This is a genomic window from Thalassospira povalilytica (genome assembly GCF_002844235.1).
In the GTDB taxonomy this organism is placed as follows: Bacteria; Pseudomonadota; Alphaproteobacteria; order Rhodospirillales; family Thalassospiraceae; genus Thalassospira; species Thalassospira povalilytica.
The window spans coordinates 168,751-185,159 of record NZ_PGTS01000009.1 but is presented as its reverse complement, the minus strand read 5'-3'; the positions used below and the strand labels follow the sequence as shown (position 1 = coordinate 185,159).

Annotated in this window: 16 protein-coding genes and 1 pseudogene; 14 read left to right on the top strand and 3 right to left on the bottom strand. The window is 54.8% G+C overall.

All coding sequences use genetic code 11. The annotated features are described in order from the left end of the window. The 10 genes and pseudogenes from CU041_RS19825 to ftsY all read left to right on the top strand — a co-directional run. Positions 1 to 3,317 (top strand): annotated as a pseudogene (locus CU041_RS19825) (hypothetical protein); the annotation flags it as partial. Between the two features lie 159 nt (positions 3,318 to 3,476). After that, positions 3,477 to 3,611, top strand: a complete 135-nt coding sequence (gene rpmH / locus CU041_RS19820; protein WP_007091264.1) for a 50S ribosomal protein L34 — start codon at positions 3,477 to 3,479, stop codon at positions 3,609 to 3,611. A gap of 4 nt (positions 3,612 to 3,615) precedes the next feature. Then, positions 3,616 to 4,077 (top strand): ribonuclease P protein component, encoded by a 462-nt coding sequence (gene rnpA / locus CU041_RS19815; protein ID WP_068517297.1) that lies wholly within the window; start codon positions 3,616 to 3,618, stop codon positions 4,075 to 4,077. Then, entirely contained in the window at positions 4,074 to 4,385 is a 312-nt protein-coding gene (gene yidD / locus CU041_RS19810) for a membrane protein insertion efficiency factor YidD (RefSeq protein ID WP_101248177.1), read from the top strand. Before rnpA ends, yidD begins: the two co-directional genes overlap by 4 nt. 45 nt (positions 4,386 to 4,430) lie before the next feature. Continuing rightward, positions 4,431 to 6,143, top strand: a complete 1,713-nt coding sequence (gene yidC, locus CU041_RS19805) for a membrane protein insertase YidC (protein ID WP_068517296.1) — start codon at positions 4,431 to 4,433, stop codon at positions 6,141 to 6,143. Positions 6,144 to 6,215: 72 nt separating this feature from the next. Next, entirely contained in the window at positions 6,216 to 6,878 is a 663-nt protein-coding gene (gene yihA, locus CU041_RS19800) for a ribosome biogenesis GTP-binding protein YihA/YsxC (protein WP_101248176.1), read from the top strand. A gap of 37 nt (positions 6,879 to 6,915) precedes the next feature. Next, a complete protein-coding gene (gene argB, locus CU041_RS19795; RefSeq protein WP_068517295.1) occupies positions 6,916 to 7,845 on the top strand; it encodes an acetylglutamate kinase in 930 nt (309 codons plus the stop codon). A gap of 196 nt (positions 7,846 to 8,041) precedes the next feature. Then, positions 8,042 to 9,067, top strand: a complete 1,026-nt coding sequence (locus tag CU041_RS19790) for a GGDEF domain-containing protein (RefSeq protein WP_101248196.1) — start codon at positions 8,042 to 8,044, stop codon at positions 9,065 to 9,067. A gap of 211 nt (positions 9,068 to 9,278) precedes the next feature. Beyond that, the gene (mtaB, locus tag CU041_RS19785; RefSeq protein ID WP_101248175.1) at positions 9,279 to 10,535 is read left to right on the top strand and encodes a tRNA (N(6)-L-threonylcarbamoyladenosine(37)-C(2))-methylthiotransferase MtaB; all 1,257 of its coding nucleotides are present in this window, start codon (positions 9,279 to 9,281) and stop codon (positions 10,533 to 10,535) included. Further along, a complete protein-coding gene (ftsY, locus tag CU041_RS19780) occupies positions 10,532 to 11,467 on the top strand; it encodes a signal recognition particle-docking protein FtsY (RefSeq protein WP_101248174.1) in 936 nt (311 codons plus the stop codon). The genes mtaB and ftsY overlap by 4 nt, the downstream gene beginning before the upstream one ends. Positions 11,468 to 11,523: 56 nt before the next feature. On the opposite strand, the gene CU041_RS19775 is transcribed toward ftsY, so the two are convergent. Continuing rightward, the gene (locus tag CU041_RS19775) at positions 11,524 to 12,903 is read right to left on the bottom strand and encodes a diacylglycerol/lipid kinase family protein (RefSeq protein WP_101248173.1); all 1,380 of its coding nucleotides are present in this window, start codon (positions 12,901 to 12,903) and stop codon (positions 11,524 to 11,526) included. Between the two features lie 74 nt (positions 12,904 to 12,977). Next, positions 12,978 to 13,481, bottom strand: coding sequence for a Dps family protein (locus CU041_RS19770; RefSeq protein ID WP_068517290.1), 504 nt, complete (start codon positions 13,479 to 13,481; stop codon positions 12,978 to 12,980). 226 nt (positions 13,482 to 13,707) lie between these two features. Between CU041_RS19770 and CU041_RS19765 the strand changes: the two genes are divergently transcribed. Together CU041_RS19765 and CU041_RS19760 are read left to right on the top strand one after the other, a co-directional pair. Next, on the top strand, positions 13,708 to 14,175 hold the full coding sequence (locus CU041_RS19765; RefSeq protein WP_101248195.1) for a hypothetical protein: 468 nt from the start codon (positions 13,708 to 13,710) through the stop codon (positions 14,173 to 14,175). 97 nt (positions 14,176 to 14,272) lie between these two features. Continuing rightward, positions 14,273 to 14,857 carry a YqaA family protein gene (locus CU041_RS19760; protein WP_101248172.1) on the top strand — a complete coding sequence of 195 codons (585 nt, stop codon included), beginning with the start codon at positions 14,273 to 14,275 and terminating at the stop codon, positions 14,855 to 14,857. 71 nt (positions 14,858 to 14,928) lie between these two features. On the opposite strand, the gene CU041_RS19755 is transcribed toward CU041_RS19760, so the two are convergent. Beyond that, the gene (locus tag CU041_RS19755; RefSeq protein WP_101248171.1) at positions 14,929 to 15,138 is read right to left on the bottom strand and encodes a hypothetical protein; all 210 of its coding nucleotides are present in this window, start codon (positions 15,136 to 15,138) and stop codon (positions 14,929 to 14,931) included. Positions 15,139 to 15,482: 344 nt separating this feature from the next. Between CU041_RS19755 and CU041_RS19750 the strand changes: the two genes are divergently transcribed. Together CU041_RS19750 and CU041_RS19745 are read left to right on the top strand one after the other, a co-directional pair. Then, positions 15,483 to 16,010: an RNA polymerase sigma factor gene (locus CU041_RS19750; protein WP_068517288.1), complete on the top strand. Its 528-nt coding sequence runs from the start codon at positions 15,483 to 15,485 to the stop codon at positions 16,008 to 16,010. Position 16,011: 1 nt separating this feature from the next. Beyond that, positions 16,012 to 16,254: a hypothetical protein gene (locus CU041_RS19745; protein WP_101248170.1), complete on the top strand. Its 243-nt coding sequence runs from the start codon at positions 16,012 to 16,014 to the stop codon at positions 16,252 to 16,254. The last annotated feature ends 155 nt before the right edge of the window (positions 16,255 to 16,409 follow it).

Genomic DNA, 16,409 nt, shown 5'->3' with positions numbered 1-16,409 from the left:
GCGGCAAGGACACGATAACCGGTGGTGCCGGTGACGATTACATCAATGCCGGTGGTTCGCATGACACTGTCGATGGCGGTGAAGGCAATGACACCATCTTTGGCGGCGGCGGCAAAGACACGATTACCGGCGGTGCCGGGGATGATTACATCGATGCCGGAAGTTCAAGCGACACCGTTGATGGTGGTGCGGGCAACGACACCATCCTTGGCGGCAGCGGTCATGACACCCTTGATGGCGGTGAGGGCACCGATACGCTTTATGGCGGGAATTCGAACGATATCCTGATCGGGTCGGGCGATGACAAGCTGTATGGCGAATCAGGGTCGGATGAAATCCGCTATACGGTCGATCTGACCGGCGAGGGCACGGGCATTGTTGATGGTGGTAGTCAGACCGATACCCTGAAGCTGTATCTGACCTCGGAACAGCTTTCGGGCGATGGTGTTCTTGATGCGCTTCAGGATTTGCAGGACCACATTGCATCTGGCGGTGAGGGCAGCCTTACGCTTGAGGCACTGGGTGTCGAAGTCGACAATGTCGAAAATCTTGAAATCTATGTCGATGGCGAACTTTATGACCCGTCAGCAGAAAGCCCGACCCTGTCGGTTGCCGATGCAAGCGGCAATGAAGATACAAGCATTTCGCTTGATATTGCTGCTGGGCTGAATGACAGCACCGAAACGCTGACGATCACGATTTCGGGCGTTCCGGACGGGGCGACTTTGTCGGCAGGAACCGACAATGGTGATGGCACCTGGACGCTGAGTTCGGACCAGCTTGAAGGTCTGACGATCACACCGGCCGATGATTATTCCGGGTCGTTTGATCTGTCGGTTACTGCCGTTTCAACGTCTGGTGATGACAGTACATCAACCAGTGACGTCATCACGGTTGATGTGGCCGGGGTTGCCGATACGCCAAGTCTTGAGGTTGCCGATGCATCGGGCAACGAGGACAGCGCGATCAGCCTTGATATCAGCGCCGGGTTGAGCGACGCGTCCGAAATCCTTTCGATCACGATTTCCGGTATACCCGATGGGGCAACCCTGTCGGCTGGAACCGATAATGGTGATGGTACCTGGACCCTGTCGGCAGGCGATCTTGACGGCCTGACCATCACACCGCCCGAAGATTATTCCGGCGGGTTTGATCTGGATGTGACGGTCACATCGACCGATGGCAATGACACATCAAGCATCAGTGATACCATCACGGTTGGTGTGACCGCGGTTGCCGATGCGCCGGACCTTGCGGTTTCCGACGCATCGGGCAACGAAGACAGCGCGATCGGTCTTGATATCAGTGCCGGGCTTGGCGACGCATCCGAAACCCTGTCGGTGACGATTTCCGGTGTGCCCGATGGGGCGACCCTGTCGGCCGGAACCGATAATGGTGATGGCACCTGGACCCTGTCGGCAGGCGATCTTGACGGCCTGACCATCACGCCGCCCGATGACTATTCCGGATCGTTCGATCTGAACGTCACGGTGACATCAGCCGATGGCAATGACAGTGCGAGTGTCAATGACACCATTACTGTGGACGTTGCCGGCGTTGCCGATACACCAACGCTTGAGGTGTCGGACGCCAGCGGGGATGAAGGCAACAGTGTTCCGCTTGATATTGATGCTGCGGTCACGGACAGCAGTGAAACCCTGTCGATCACGATTTCCGGGGTTCCCGATGGCGCACGCCTGTCTGCCGGAACCAATAACGGCGATGGAAGCTGGACGCTTGGGGCTGCACAGCTGGTCGGGCTGACCATCACCGCGGCAAGCGACTATTCCGGTACGTTCGAACTGACGGTGTCTGTTCAGTCCCGGGATGGTGACGATACGGCAACGACAACGGCCATTCTGGAAGTCACGATCGAAGAACTGGCAGACAGCAACGAAACCCTGTGGGGGACGGATGCCAATGAAACCTTCGAAACCGGTTCGGGCAACGATACCATCGGTGCCGGTGGCGGTCATGACACGGTATCGACCAATGCCGGCAATGACACGATCTGGGGCGGGAATGGCAATGATGTGATCTATGCCGGGGACGGTGATGACAGTGTCACCGGTGATGACGGCCATGATTATATAGATGCCGGTTCCGGCAATGACACGGTGCATGGCGGCGAAGGCAACAACACCATCTATGGCGGTGCCGGCAATGATTACATCACGGCTGGAAGCGGTCATGACAAGATCTTTGCCAGCGATGGTGACAACATCATTTATGCCAATGAAGGCAATAACTATATCGAAACCGGTGACGGCAAGGACACCCTGTATGCCGGCAGTGGCAATGACACGATCATTGGCGGCGACGGTGACAACTTTGTCAGTGCGGGCGAAGGCCGCAATGTCGTCTGGACCGGCACCGGGAATGACACGATCAGCAGCGGCTCTGGCGACGACATCATCTATGACGAAGGCGGAGATAACAAAATCTCTGCCGGTGAGGGGCGCAATACCGTCTGGACCGGCGCAGGAGACGACAGCATCAGTGTCGGTTCCGGCGATGACAAAATCTTTGCCGGAGACGGCAACAACACCATCGGCGCTGGCGAGGGTCGCAACTATATCGAAACCGGCAGCGGCAATGACTCCATCACGGCGGGCAGTGACAATGACACGGTCTCGGCCGGGTCGGGCAACGACAATATCGACGTTGGCAGCGGCAAAAACACCGTCTGGGGCGGGGATGGCAACGACTCCATCCATGGGGCCTGGGGCGATGACACCTTCCTTGGCGGCGATGGCAATGACATTCTTAATGCCGATGGTGGTGACAACTATTTCGATGGTGGTTCTGGCAATGACACCCTGACCGGGGGCTGGGGCAAGGATACGTTCTATGGCGGGTCGGGCAACGACACACTCGATAGCGGTGGCGGTGACGACAAGCTGTATGGCGAAGAAGGCGACGACACCCTTTCGGGCGGTGCCGGGCGCGATACGCTAAGTGGCGGGGACGGTAACGATCTTCTGCTTGGCGGGGATGACGACGATACGCTGATAGGCGGCATCGGGGATGATACCCTGTATGGCGGCGGCGGTTCGGATCTGTTCATCTTTAATATGGGCGATGGCAAGGACCATGTAGATGGTGGTGCCAACGGCTGGACGACCGATACCATCGAATTGCATGGTGTTGGGGGTGGCCATCTCGACTCGTGTGACTGGACCCTGATTCTTGATGAAGGGACAATCACCGATTCGAAGAAACACTCGCTTGAACTTTCCACCGATTCGTCGGGAACCATCGTCTTTTCGGATGGTTCTGAGTTGACTTTCTCCAATGTCGAACGTATCGAGTGGTAACGAATTCACATTTCGGGTGCCGTCGGGACGAAATCCCGGCGGCATTGCCGGTTTTCTGGGGGGAATCACCCTGTCACGAGTTGACAGCCATTGTGTGAAGCCCTATACAGCGGACCTCGAATTTTATCGGATTACCTTATTTAGAACGGAGTAAGTGCAGTGAAGCGCACCTACCAGCCAAGCAAACTCGTACGGAAACGCCGCCACGGCTTCCGTTCCCGCAGCGCGACCGTCGGTGGCCGCCGTGTGCTGACCGCACGCCGCGCCAAGGGCCGCAAGCGTCTGTCGGCCTAATGTTGTGACCATTTCGGTGGAACGCCTTAAAAAGCGTGCGGAATTCCTCCGTGTTGCGGGCACCCGCCGAAAATGGGTTACACAAGGGTTGATCCTTCAGGGTGCACCGCGCCCGGGGATCAAGCCGGATACAGAATACGCCGGTGAAGATCGATTCGCACGAGTCGGATTTACCGTCACCAAAAAGGTGGGAAAGGCCGTCGTCCGCAATCGCGTTCGGCGGCGTTTGCGTGCTGTGGCAGAGCAATTGATGAGCGAACTCGCATTACCCGGTTGGGATTATGTCGTGATCGGTCGTGCCCAAACCATTGATCGGCCGTTTGACAAGCTGATTGATGATATGAAGTTTGCTCTGCGTCGGGTTCCTGATGCCAAACCGTCAGCACCGGATTCGCGCCGTCCCCGCAAGGGACGCGGTGGCAATCCGTCCAGTGCCCAGACAAAGGCAGGAGGCCAGTCAAAATGACCTCCCGGACTCCCGCACCCGGTTTCGTAGCCCGTCTTCTTCAAATCGCTGTTCGCGGTTACCAGCTGTTTTTGTCGCCTTATATCGGGTGGTCCTGTCGCTATCAGCCGACCTGTTCGGCATTTATGATAGAAGCATTGGCCCGTCACGGGGCAATAAAAGGCGGCTGGATGGGATTTAAACGGATAATGCGTTGCCATCCATGGGGTGGTCATGGTTATGATCCCGTGCCCGGATGTGGCTGCGAACAAAACAAAGCGTCGTCGGACGGTGAAAACCGGTCCCCGGCGCTTTCGTCATGTAAATAGAATAAGCGGTCGGCGCGTGCTGGCTGAGCAAAGCGGAAAGAGGCGATGAACGAACAACGTAACCTGTGGGTGGCAATTGCATCGGCAGTTGTGATTCTTATCGGGTGGCAATTCTTCTTTGCGCCGGAGCCTGATACCCAGGTTCGCGAGGCGCAAGTTCGTGAACAGCTTGATGCAAACGGCACCAACACGCCGCAGGTATCAAACGGTACACCGCGTGTACCGGGCGGTGGACCGGCAGTGCCGACAGTCAAACGTGAAGATGCACTGGCGAAATCGCCGCGCATCGCGATTGATACCCCGCGCATCGAAGGTTCGATTCGCCTTGTTGGCGGCGTGATCGACGATATCCAGCTTCAGGATTATCGCGAGACCGAAGAACCCGACAGCCCGCTGATCCATGTTCTGAACCCGACCGGCAGCGATGATGCCTATTTCGCCGAATTCGGCTGGGTCGGCGCTGACAGGAACATCGCCCTTCCCAACAGCGACACCCGCTGGACGGCAAGCAGCGACAAGCTGACCTCGGAAACCCCGGTTGTCCTGTCTTGGGACAACGGTGCGGGCCTGACCTTCAAACGTGAAATCGCCATTGACGAGAACTATCTGTTCACCGTCAAACAGTCGGTCGAAAACAATAGCGGTGCGGAAGTTACCCTGCATCCCTATGGCCTGATCTCGCGCAAGGGCATGCCCCATACTTCGGGCTTTGCTGTTTTGCATGAAGGCCCGATCGGCGTCATCAATGGTAGCCTTGAGGAATACAAATACGATTCCCTTGCCGATGATGGTGCGGTTGAAGAAACCACCACCGGCGGCTGGCTTGGTTTCTCGGACAAATATTGGCTGGTCGCGCTGGCGCCGGCATCTGATGAACAGATGACCACGCGCTTTAGCCACCATATCGATAACAATACCGACAAATTCCAGACAGATTACCTTGGTTCGGCCCGCACGGTTGCCGATGGTGCGTCCGCATCCTCGGAAAGCCGCCTGTTTGCCGGTGCCAAGGAATACAACCTGCTGGTCGAATATCAGGATGAATTTTCGATCAAGCTTCTCGATCGTGCGATCGACTTTGGCTGGTTCTGGTTCCTGACCATTCCGTTCTTTGAAATGCTGCAGTGGATCAACCATCTGGTTGGCAACTTCGGCGTTGCCATTCTTCTGCTGACGGTTCTGGTCAAGGCCGTGATGTTCCCGCTGGCGAACAAGTCGTACAAATCCATGAGTGCGATGAAAAAGCTTCAGCCGAAAATCACGGCGATGCGCGAACAGTTCAAGGATGACCGTCAGCGTCAGCAGCAGGAAATGATGGCGCTTTACAAGCGCGAGAAGATCAACCCGGCTTCGGGCTGTCTGCCGATTATTGTTCAGATCCCGGTCTTCTTTGCGCTGTATAAGACCCTGTTTGTGAACATTGAAATGCGCCATGCGCCGTTCTTTGGCTGGATCCAGGACTTGTCCGCACCGGATCCGACCACGATCTTCAACCTGTTTGGCCTGATCCCGTGGGATCCGCCCCAGATGTTGATGATTGGTGTCTGGCCGCTGATCATGGGTCTTACCATGTATCTGCAGCAGAAACTGAACCCGGCACCGGCCGATCCGACCCAGGCGAAGATCATGATGTTCCTGCCGTTCATCTTTACCTTCATGCTGGCAAGTTTCCCGGCTGGTCTGGTGATCTACTGGGCATGGAACAACACGCTGTCGATCATTCAGCAGCGCTACATCATGTACAAGATGGGGGTTTAACCCCCATCTACCCTTTACGGGTTTATCTTCCCTTCGGGGGAAAATCCCCGCCAGTTCGGGGAAGGAATGACAATGACACAAGAAAATTTGCCCTCGGATACTGCTATGCCGAAGCATGAAGACTCAGTAATCGAAGCCGGGCGGAAGCTTTTTAGCCGCCCGGTTAACTTCGTTCTTGGTGTGGCGCAGCTCGAACAGTTGCCGCCCGAGGAAAAAACAGAAATCTGTTTTGCCGGACGTTCCAATGTCGGCAAGTCCAGCCTGATCAATGCGATCACGGGCCGCAAGGACATTGCCCGGACGTCAAACACACCGGGACGTACCCAGCAGCTGAACTATTTTGATCTGGATGGCGCGTGCTATGTCGTCGATTTGCCGGGCTATGGTTTTGCCCAGGCGCCAAAGGATATCGTCGATACCTGGCATGCACTGATCAAACAGTATCTGCGCGGGCGTGTGACCCTGCGTCGTGTGTTCGTGCTGATTGATTCCAGACACGGCTTCAAAAAGGCCGATCTGGACATGATGAAGCTGCTTGATGAGTCAGCGGTGCCTTATCAGGTTGTGCTGACCAAGTCGGACAAGCTAAAAAAGGGACAGCTTGAAAAACGCATCAAGGAAGTGGTCGATGCCCTGGTGAAACACCCGGCCGCCTTGCCACAGATTTTTGCGACATCGAGTGAGAAGAATACCGGACTTGCGGAATTGCGGGCAGAAATATCCACGCTGCTGTAACATCGTCAGGTTCATCGCTTAATTATGGGGAAGTGAGATGAACGAAGAAATCCGTTCTGAAGAAGACCAATCGGAATCCAGCGCATACCGGACGCTGGCACGTGCCAAAGTCCTTTCCGAGGCTCTTCCCTATATGCGACGATTTAACGGTCAGACGATCGTGATCAAGTATGGCGGCCACGCGATGGGTGACCCGGAACTGGCCCGCCTGTTTGCCCAGGATATGGTGTTGCTCAAACAGGTCGGCATGAACCCGATCGTGGTGCATGGCGGTGGCCCGCAGATCGGCCAGATGCTCAAGCAGCTCAATATCCAGTCGGAATTTGTCGACGGTCTTCGTGTGACCGATCAGCAAACCATCGACGTTGTCGAAATGGTTCTGGCCGGCAAGATCAACAAGGAAATCGTTTCCAACATCAATGCCGCTGGCGGCATCGGTGTCGGTCTGTGCGGCAAGGATGCGCATCTGATCACGGCGCGCAAACTGACCCGGACCAAGCGCGACCCGGAAAGCAACATCGAAAAGGTGCTTGATCTGGGCTTTGTCGGTGAACCGGCAAAGGTCAATCCGCATGTGCTTGATTGCTTCATCAATACCGACATTATCCCGGTCATCTCACCGATCGGTGTTGGCGAGGATGGTCAGACCTATAACATCAACGCCGATACGGCGGCCGGGGCGATTGCCAAGGCGGTCGGTGCGCGTCGTCTTTATATGCTGACCGATGTGAAGGGCATTCTTGATAAGGACAAAAACCTTGTAAGGGATGCCGATACCGACCACATCAACGAGATGATTGCCGATGGCACCATTCAGGGTGGCATGATCCCGAAAACCGAAACCTGTATGGATGCGGTACAGAACGGGGTCGAGGCCGCCGTGATTGTCGATGGGCGTGCCCCCCATGCCGTGTTGCTGGAACTGTTCACCGAACGCGGTGCCGGGACCATGATCCGCGGGAACTGATCAACGGGTACCGGTCCTGCCAATCTGGCTTGAATGATCAGCCGGACGGGCGGGACCGGATCCCTGCAATGAACCACCACTTTCGTATAGTTTCCCGCGACGGATATCGGGTTCCGTGATATGTTGATGCGCAGATTTACGCCGTTCTGGCGTAGTGCATTGACATGATTACCGAAAACGAGCCGGAGCAACCGTGGTGACGACGACGGACCAACAGATAACCCGTCACTGGGAATATGCGGATGCGACTTTAAGGGCTCTGCGCGAGCGCGGCCTGCGCCCCACGCCAGAGCTGTACCATGTATGGTTCGTCTATTTCGCCGAAGAAAATCCCGAAATTTTGCGCGTCATTGATGCGGTCCAGGCCAGCGGCGACCAACTTGCCGAAGACACCCTGCTTCAGCTTTATTACCGTTATATCTTTGACCGTCAGGCTGCCGATTTCCTGCAACGTGGCATGGAAGACTTTTCCGAGCTGGTGGAAAACAGCGACGAATGTCTGAGTACGGCGCGTGCCGGTCTTGGCAAATATGGCGATCTTCTTGGCCGGTCACTTGCGACCCTTAAGGATCACCGTGAACTAAGTCCGATCCTGACCGAGGTCATCGATCAAACCGATCAGATGCGCCAGACAATCGACGGTTTGCACAAGCGCCTTGATAGTTATCTGAGCCGTGTTGCCATGTTGCAGCGTGAACTCGATGAAACCCGAGAGCGATCCTATACCGACGGCCTGACGCGGGTGTCCAACCGCATGTATTTCGAAGAACAGCTGACCTTGCTGGCGGCGGAATATGATGCATCTGATCATCCCGAACCGTTTTGTGTGATGATGGTCGATCTTGATCAGTTCAAATCGGTCAATGACCGGTTCGGGCATCGCATCGGGGATGAAATTCTGGTTCTGATTGCTTCGATGCTGAAGGCCAATATCAAGGGGCGCGATATTGTTGCGCGTTATGGCGGTGATGAATTTGCCATCCTGCTGCCCCAGACCCCGCTTGGCGATGCCATGGCCCTGGCCGAAGATATGAGCAAACGCATCGCCGCACGCGAAATCAAGGCCAAGAGTTCCGGGACATCCTATGGCCAGATGACCATTTCGGTCGGGGCTGCGGAATATATCGCCAATGAAGGCGGGGCAAAGCTGATTGATCGTGCCGACAGTGCCCTTTATCGCGCCAAGAAGAATGGCCGGAACCGGAATTTTGCCGCCGAGTGACACGAGTTCTACTGTCGATTGGGGCAATGGGCGTGGTTTTGCACTTCATTGCATGTGTGCCATGACGGTGGCAGACTTGCATTGAAGCGTTCAAAAGCGTATGTAACCAGCGCCCGGCATGGTCTGATGACTGTGCCGGGCGTTCCGCACTTGCAGTCATCAACAATGTTGCGCAAGCGCAGAGTTTCCCGAACCAACAACAGATCGCAGAATGCAAAGCACCAAAGAGCCGCGCGTAGTTACATTTGGATGTCGCCTGAACACCTATGAATCCGAGGTGATGCGCGACCATGCCAAAAATGCCGGCCTTGATGATGCGATCATTATCAATACCTGTGCGGTCACGACCGAGGCCGAACGTCAGGCGCGGCAAAGCATCCGCCGCCTGCGCCGGGAAAACCCCGATGCCAAGATCTTCGTGACCGGGTGCGCTGTTCAGGTCAATCCCGACAAATTCGCCAAAATGACCGAGATCGACCGCATCTTTGGCAATGACGCCAAGATGAAGGCCGAAACGTTCCTGATGCCCGAACATGAACGCGTTGTCGTCAATGACATCATGTCGGTCGAAGAAACGGCAAGTCATCTGGTCTCGGGTTTCGAGGGCCGCGCACGCGCCTTCGTACAGGTTCAAAACGGCTGTGATCACCGCTGCACTTTCTGCATTATCCCTTATGGTCGTGGAAATTCGCGTTCTGTGCCGATGGGTGAAATTGTCAGCCAGGTGCGCGAACTGGTCGCCAACGGGTACGGCGAAGTCGTCCTGACCGGGGTTGATATCACGTCCTATGGGCATGATCTTCCGGGGCAGCCGACATTGGGCCAGATGTCGCGCCGGCTTTTGGCACAGGTGCCCGAACTGCCGCGTTTGCGCATTTCATCAATTGACCCGGTCGAGGTGGACGAAGACCTGTTTCGACTGATTGAAACCGAACCGCGTCTGATGCCGCATATGCATATCAGTTTGCAGGCAGGCGATGACATGGTGCTCAAACGCATGAAACGCCGCCATCTGCGCCAGGATGTGGTCGATTTCTGCCAAAAAGTTCGTGAATTGCGCCCGGATGTGACATTCGGCGCCGATATCATTGCCGGTTTCCCGACGGAAACCGACGAAATGGCGGATAACACCCTGCGTCTGGTTGATGAGTGCGGTCTGATCTATCTGCATGTCTTCCCGTATTCTGCACGTCCGGGGACCCCGGCGGCACGGATGCCCCAGGTGCCCAAGGACCTGCGCAAGGAACGGGCAAGCGCATTGCGCGAAGCAGGTGACATTCAGCTCAACAATTTCCTGCAATCACGCATCGGCATGATCGAGAATGTGTTGGTCGAAAAGGAAAATACCGGCCATACCGAGCATTTTGCTCCCGTTCTGCTTGATCGCGTGATAGAACCGGGCTCAATAGCCAAGGCCAAGGTAACCGGCCTTGAAGATGGAAAACTGATAGCGGAGCTTGTGGGATGAGTGAAGAGGGGAAGAAAAGCTGGTTTAGCCGCCTGAAAGACGGGCTGAAGCGGTCCTCCTCAAAACTGACCACCGGGATTGCCGATATCTTCACCAAGCGCCGTCTTGACGACGATGCGCTTGAAGAATTCGAAGATCTTCTGATTACATCGGATCTGGGGGTTGCGACCGCTGCCAAGCTGAGCGCGGAACTGGCCAAAACCCGTTTCGACAAGGAAGTTGACTCCGCCGAAATCCAGGAATTCATCGCTGACGAAGTCGCCAAAATCCTTGATCCGGTTGCCAGACCGCTGGTTATTGACGCGTCCAAGAAGCCGCATGTGGTTCTTGTTGTCGGGGTCAACGGGTCTGGCAAGACCACAACGATCGGCAAACTTGCCAAGACCTATAAGGATCAGGGGCTCAAGGTCATGATGGCGGCGGGCGATACATTCCGTGCCGCCGCGGTCGAGCAGCTTAAGGTCTGGGGCGAACGCACCGATTGCCCGGTGATTGCGCGCGATACCGGCGCGGATGCCGCGGGCCTTGCCTTTGACGCGATCGATCAGGCCCAGCGCGAAGGTTACGACCTGTTGCTGATTGATACCGCCGGTCGCCTTCAGAACAAGGCACATCTGATGGATGAGCTTAAAAAGATCGTTCGCGTCATCAAGAAACGTGATGACAGTGCGCCGCATGACACGCTTCTGGTGCTTGATGCAACGACCGGTCAGAACGCCCATTCCCAGGTCGAAACCTTTGGCGAGGCGACCGATGTCTCGGGCCTGATCGTGACCAAACTTGATGGCACGGCCAAGGGCGGTGTTGTCGTCGCGCTGGCTGAAAAATTCGGCAAGCCTGTTCACGCCATCGGCGTTGGCGAAGCGGCCGAAGACCTGCGTCCGTTCGAAGCCAAATCATTCGCCCGCAGTCTGGCCGGGCTTTCGGACTGATTTAACCGCACTGTTTCCCAAATCAAAAAGCAGCCCCTTGGGGCTGCCTTTTTGCGTCAGAATTTCGCGATGATGTCGCCGATTGATTTCCGGAAATTTGCGATTTCCTGTGTCAGGGTCGCAATCGGCTTTTTCAGGTCATCTGGCAATGCATTCTGGTCAAGATGGTCAAGTTCGGCGGCAAGTTCCTTTGCTCGGTGATCAAGTCCGTTTGCAAGGCGCTGATCGGCATTGTCAAACAGCCACTCCATCACACGGTCCCGAAGTTCTTCAAGGCTGTGCAAATCCGGATCGGGTGACGGTGCGGTGATCCCGAAGGGCCGCAAGCTTAATTCCAGCTGACGATACAGGTCGCGCAATGTGCGCGTGCTGTCATGACAAAGCGATTTGAGCTGACCGTCATGAACAACCGGCAGGATGGCTTCAAGGCGCAAGGTGAAATCAACCGTGTCACGCACGACATCATTGATTTCATTTTGCTGGTCGATGGTTTCGGGCATGTCGCTGCGATTGCGGTTTTCTTCAGCGACATAGCTGTTCGGGGCGAAAACCGGCAGCGCACCGGCGCGCAGGGTAAAGCGAGCCGGCAATTTGCCGATAATTTCACCATCGGCAAGGATCGGCGCGCCATCTTCGCCCTCGATCGTGATGTCGTCGCATTCCATGGTCAGCGCATAGCTGCTGTTATCGACCGAGCCGAATAAAAGTTCGGCGGCGATATCAAGACCACTAAGTGTGTCGACACTGTCGCGAATGGCAAACATGTGCAAAAGACCGTCTTCCGGGCTTTTGGATTCGCTCGGACGCAGGCCGCCGCCAAAATACCGGCCATTGGTAATGGTCAGCTGGCGCAGCTTCATTTTTTGCGGTTTCTCATCGCCGCAGGTAATCGTCAGATCCAGCGGATCCATTTCGTGCCAGCTTTGCCAGTTGGCAACGGCATAGCTGATTGCGCCCAGGGTGCGCTTAAGATCGGGATTGATCCGTTTGCGCGCATCGGCCGGAACACCGATGCTGGCCGCATTGATAAAGCTGTGGTCATTGACCCGCCCGACATCCAGCATCCTGATCTGACCATGAATGGCAGCGCGCGCGGCATCAACCAGATCATCGGGCAGGCCAAGGGTCCGCGCAAAGTCGTTTGCCGTGCCAAGCGGTACGGGGATCAGAACGGTGCGGGTTTCAATCACGGTTTCAAGAACCGCATTGATGGTGCCATCCCCGCCACCCACAGCGACAATGTCACCGGGTTTGGCAGTGGATTTCAGGTGTTTGCAAATATCATCCGGATTGTCACACAGCGTAAGATCGGTCTGATAACCGGCATCTTCGAACACGGTGCGCAGGGGTTCTGCGCCATTGGTACGCCAGTCATCAGGCAACTTTTTGCGGGTTAACAGCAAATGTACCTTACCGGTCAGATCGGAACTTTTCACGGCAATGGACTTTCACAAGATGAGAGGGGCGGGGGTGAACCGGCGCCTGATGGCGCCGGTTCATAATATATGTATCAGGAAATCGTTGCGCGCAGCATCCAGGCTGCTTCTTCATGCACGCCGATGCGTTCGGTCAGAAGATCGGCGGTTTTTACGTCATCGACTTCCTCGGCTGCGGCAACGCCGTCACGGATCAGGCGGGCCATTTTTTCGTGGTCATCAACAAGCTCGGCAACCATGTCATTGGTTTCAAGCAGCTTATCCTGATCAGAAATGACAGAATTTTCCATCATTTCCTTAAGACCGGTCGGTGCCGCAAAGCCGATGGCGCGAATACGTTCGGCCATATCGTCAATGGCGGCATGCAGGTCTTCATACTGCTCTTCGGTCATTTTATGCAGCGAATAGAAGGCCGGGCCGACCACGTTCCAGTGAACACCGCGCATTTTGGCATAGAGTACGTGCGACGAGCCAATGATCTGGGTCAGCATCGTGGCCAGTTCGCGGCGATCCTTGCGGTTCACGCCGGTTTCGACGGGAAATTCCTTTGCAACGGTCTGCATACTGCTATGTGCCATTTTAAAACTCCTTTGGTTTTGAGGCGCCCCCGCACGGCACGATATATATATGTCATGTGCCTTATTGCGATTTGGCGGGGCCGCTTTGACCATATAAACGTTGGCCTTTTTCAAAAGTTCCATGAAATAAAATCACCATAATTGGAACATTCTTTTGCACCATCCGTTTGTCAGTGTAAGCAGCGCGCAAGTAATTGTGCTGCCTATTATGAATAAGGAGGTTGTGATGTTGAGCAAGAAAACGCTGATGATTGGTACTGTACTTATGTCGATGGGTGTTGCGGTTCCGGCCTATGCCGGTTCGGCGAATGCCACCGACGCATCGGGCACGATCAAGACCGATGATGCAATGAAGTCGGACGCCAACAAGCTGGGCGACAAGATTGCGGCCCAGTATGAAGAAGCCAAAGACTTCACCTTTGAACAGAAAGAAGATTTCCTGGCGTGGGTCGATGAAAAATCCGACCAGCTTGGTGATCAGTATGACGACGTGTCTGCCCGTGTGAAAGATGACAGCGAAGACGCTGTTGATGAACTGGCAGAAGCCTGGGATAGCGCTACCGACGAGTTGAGCGATGCCATGGCATCGGCCAAGTACGCATCGGCAGATACGTGGGAAGACGTCAAACGCGATACGCTGAACGCACTTGAAAATGCGCAGAAAGCCATCTCGGACAGTCAGTCCGCCGAATAAGACGTCACAACCTGAACTCGGCGATTGACGTCCGAGGGTGACAGCCCGCCCGTTTTGGGCGGGCTGTTCTTTTTTGTGCGGCAGGAAGGACATCATCTTGAAAAGCGATCAAAATCGTTCTTTCGGAAGGCTCGGGGATTTTTTCCGTGCAGCCCAGGAACGGCTGGCAAAACTTGCCGCCGGGCGCAAGGGACTGGCCGGTATTGCCGGGGCGTCGTTTCTTGAAACAACCATCATCCCGATTCCGATTGAAATCGTGATTGCTCCGGTGATGGCGGCATCGCGTGCACGCGGCTTTATCGTCGCCACGGTGACCTTGGCTGGCAGCGTGGCCGGCGCGGTCGGGCTTTATTTCCTGGCCTGGGCATTATTTGATGATCTGGCCCAGCCCCTGATTGACATGATGGGCAGTCAGCAACAGTTTGATGAACTTCAGGCGAAATTCGAAGATGGCGGGTTCTGGCTGGTCTTTCTGGTCAGTGTCACACCTGTTCCCATGCAGATTGCCGCATTGGCAGCCGGGGCCGCGTCCTATCCGGTTTGGCTTTTTCTGATTGCCATTACGATATCGCGGGCCTTGCGATATTACGGATTGTGGGCACTGGTTTTGGGATTCGGCGCGGGAATCGCCCGCATTTTCGAAGGAAAGAAACCCAAAAACATTTCCGTTCCCGGAAAATAAGTCCTGTATTGGGAAAAAATGGATATGAAAAAGGCCCGCTTTTGACGGGCCTTTTTCATGGAAGATTTGTTTTATTCCGGCTCAACACGAAAATCTGTCGTGCTTTTGCCTTCTGTGTCCGGTTCTTCGACGTCCTCGGCGATAAGACCGCGGCGGATCAATTCACGGATTGCGGCGGCACGCGTTGGCATTCGATGATCGAAGCGCCAGTCATCAATGACCTTAAGCTCCTCGTCATCCAGCATGATCTGGAGCTTTTCTGTTCTTTTCGGCGTTGGCACGTGGGGTTTCCTGTCAATTTCAGGAGCTTTAATTAGCCCCTGAAGCCTTTGAAAATCAAGGCATTCAAAAATTTTGGAGTAACTTACGTTACCTCCGTTTCCTCCATAAGACAACCATCTTGCTGACTCTCGGTAAGTTCGAGCAGTGATGTAAGTAATGTAAAGTAATTACAGGCAGTAAATAATGTAACGTGATGCACTTAACTACATTGTGTCAGATATGTGTTTTGATAATGTTGTGTATGTGCTGTTTGTTCATTGTATTGCCTAAGTTAACTATACGATTTTACTTTAAATTTCATTTTCTTTTGTTACGGTAAGTTCATCCGAACAAGGAGGTTGTGATGTCTACTCAAGTGATGAACGAAATCGAAGACCATGTGCCAGCACTGCGCCGTCATGCATATCGCCTGACCGGCAGCACCGATCTTGCGCAGGATCTGGTTCAGGACACTTTGTTGAAAGCCATCAGCAAGAAGGACCAGTTCGAAGAAGGCACGAGCCTTAAGGCCTGGTTGCACCGGATCCTGTTCAACACCTTTATTTCCAGCAAGCGCCGTGAAAAAACCCGCGGCCCGCAGGTCGACTGGGATGATCTTGGTGATGTGTATGGTCATGGCAGCAACCAGATGGCGCGTCTGCAATTGCGTGATGCCGACCGTGTTCTTGAAGAATTGCCCGAACAGGAACGCCAGGCCATCCTGCTGACCGCTGTTGAAGAAGTATCCTATCAGGATGCTGCCGATCAGATGTCTGTTGAAATCGGTACCGTGAAATCGCGTGTTGGACGTGCACGCCGCAAACTGCGTGCGTCGGTCGGTCGAATCGAAGCGCGCGAGCACGCGTCACGCTACGTCTCAGAGGCCGCATAATATGAGCCCGGTTCTTGCGATATATGGCAAGGAGCACATTCTTGGCTATGTACGCGGGACACTTCAGGACGACGAAGAGAAACACGAAATCGAAAGCCTGGTCCAAAGTGACCCGCGTGCCGCCAGAATTGTAAGTGACTTGAAAATGACCCATCTAGGTGACTCGTGGGCATTTGATCAGGGCGCGAAGCACAGGCTTGAATACCTGCAAGAGATCGCCGAAGACGCCGATATATTAGCATGAGATATGCGTCAGGCGAATGGATGCTACGCGTCGATTAAAATTGACATTAATGACCAATGGTCATATAAAACTCACATCAGGGTTGACCGTCTTTTCCCTCAACGTCTAAGGCACCTCCCTGAAATTGCCGAAACCGTCCCCCGGTTTCGGCACTT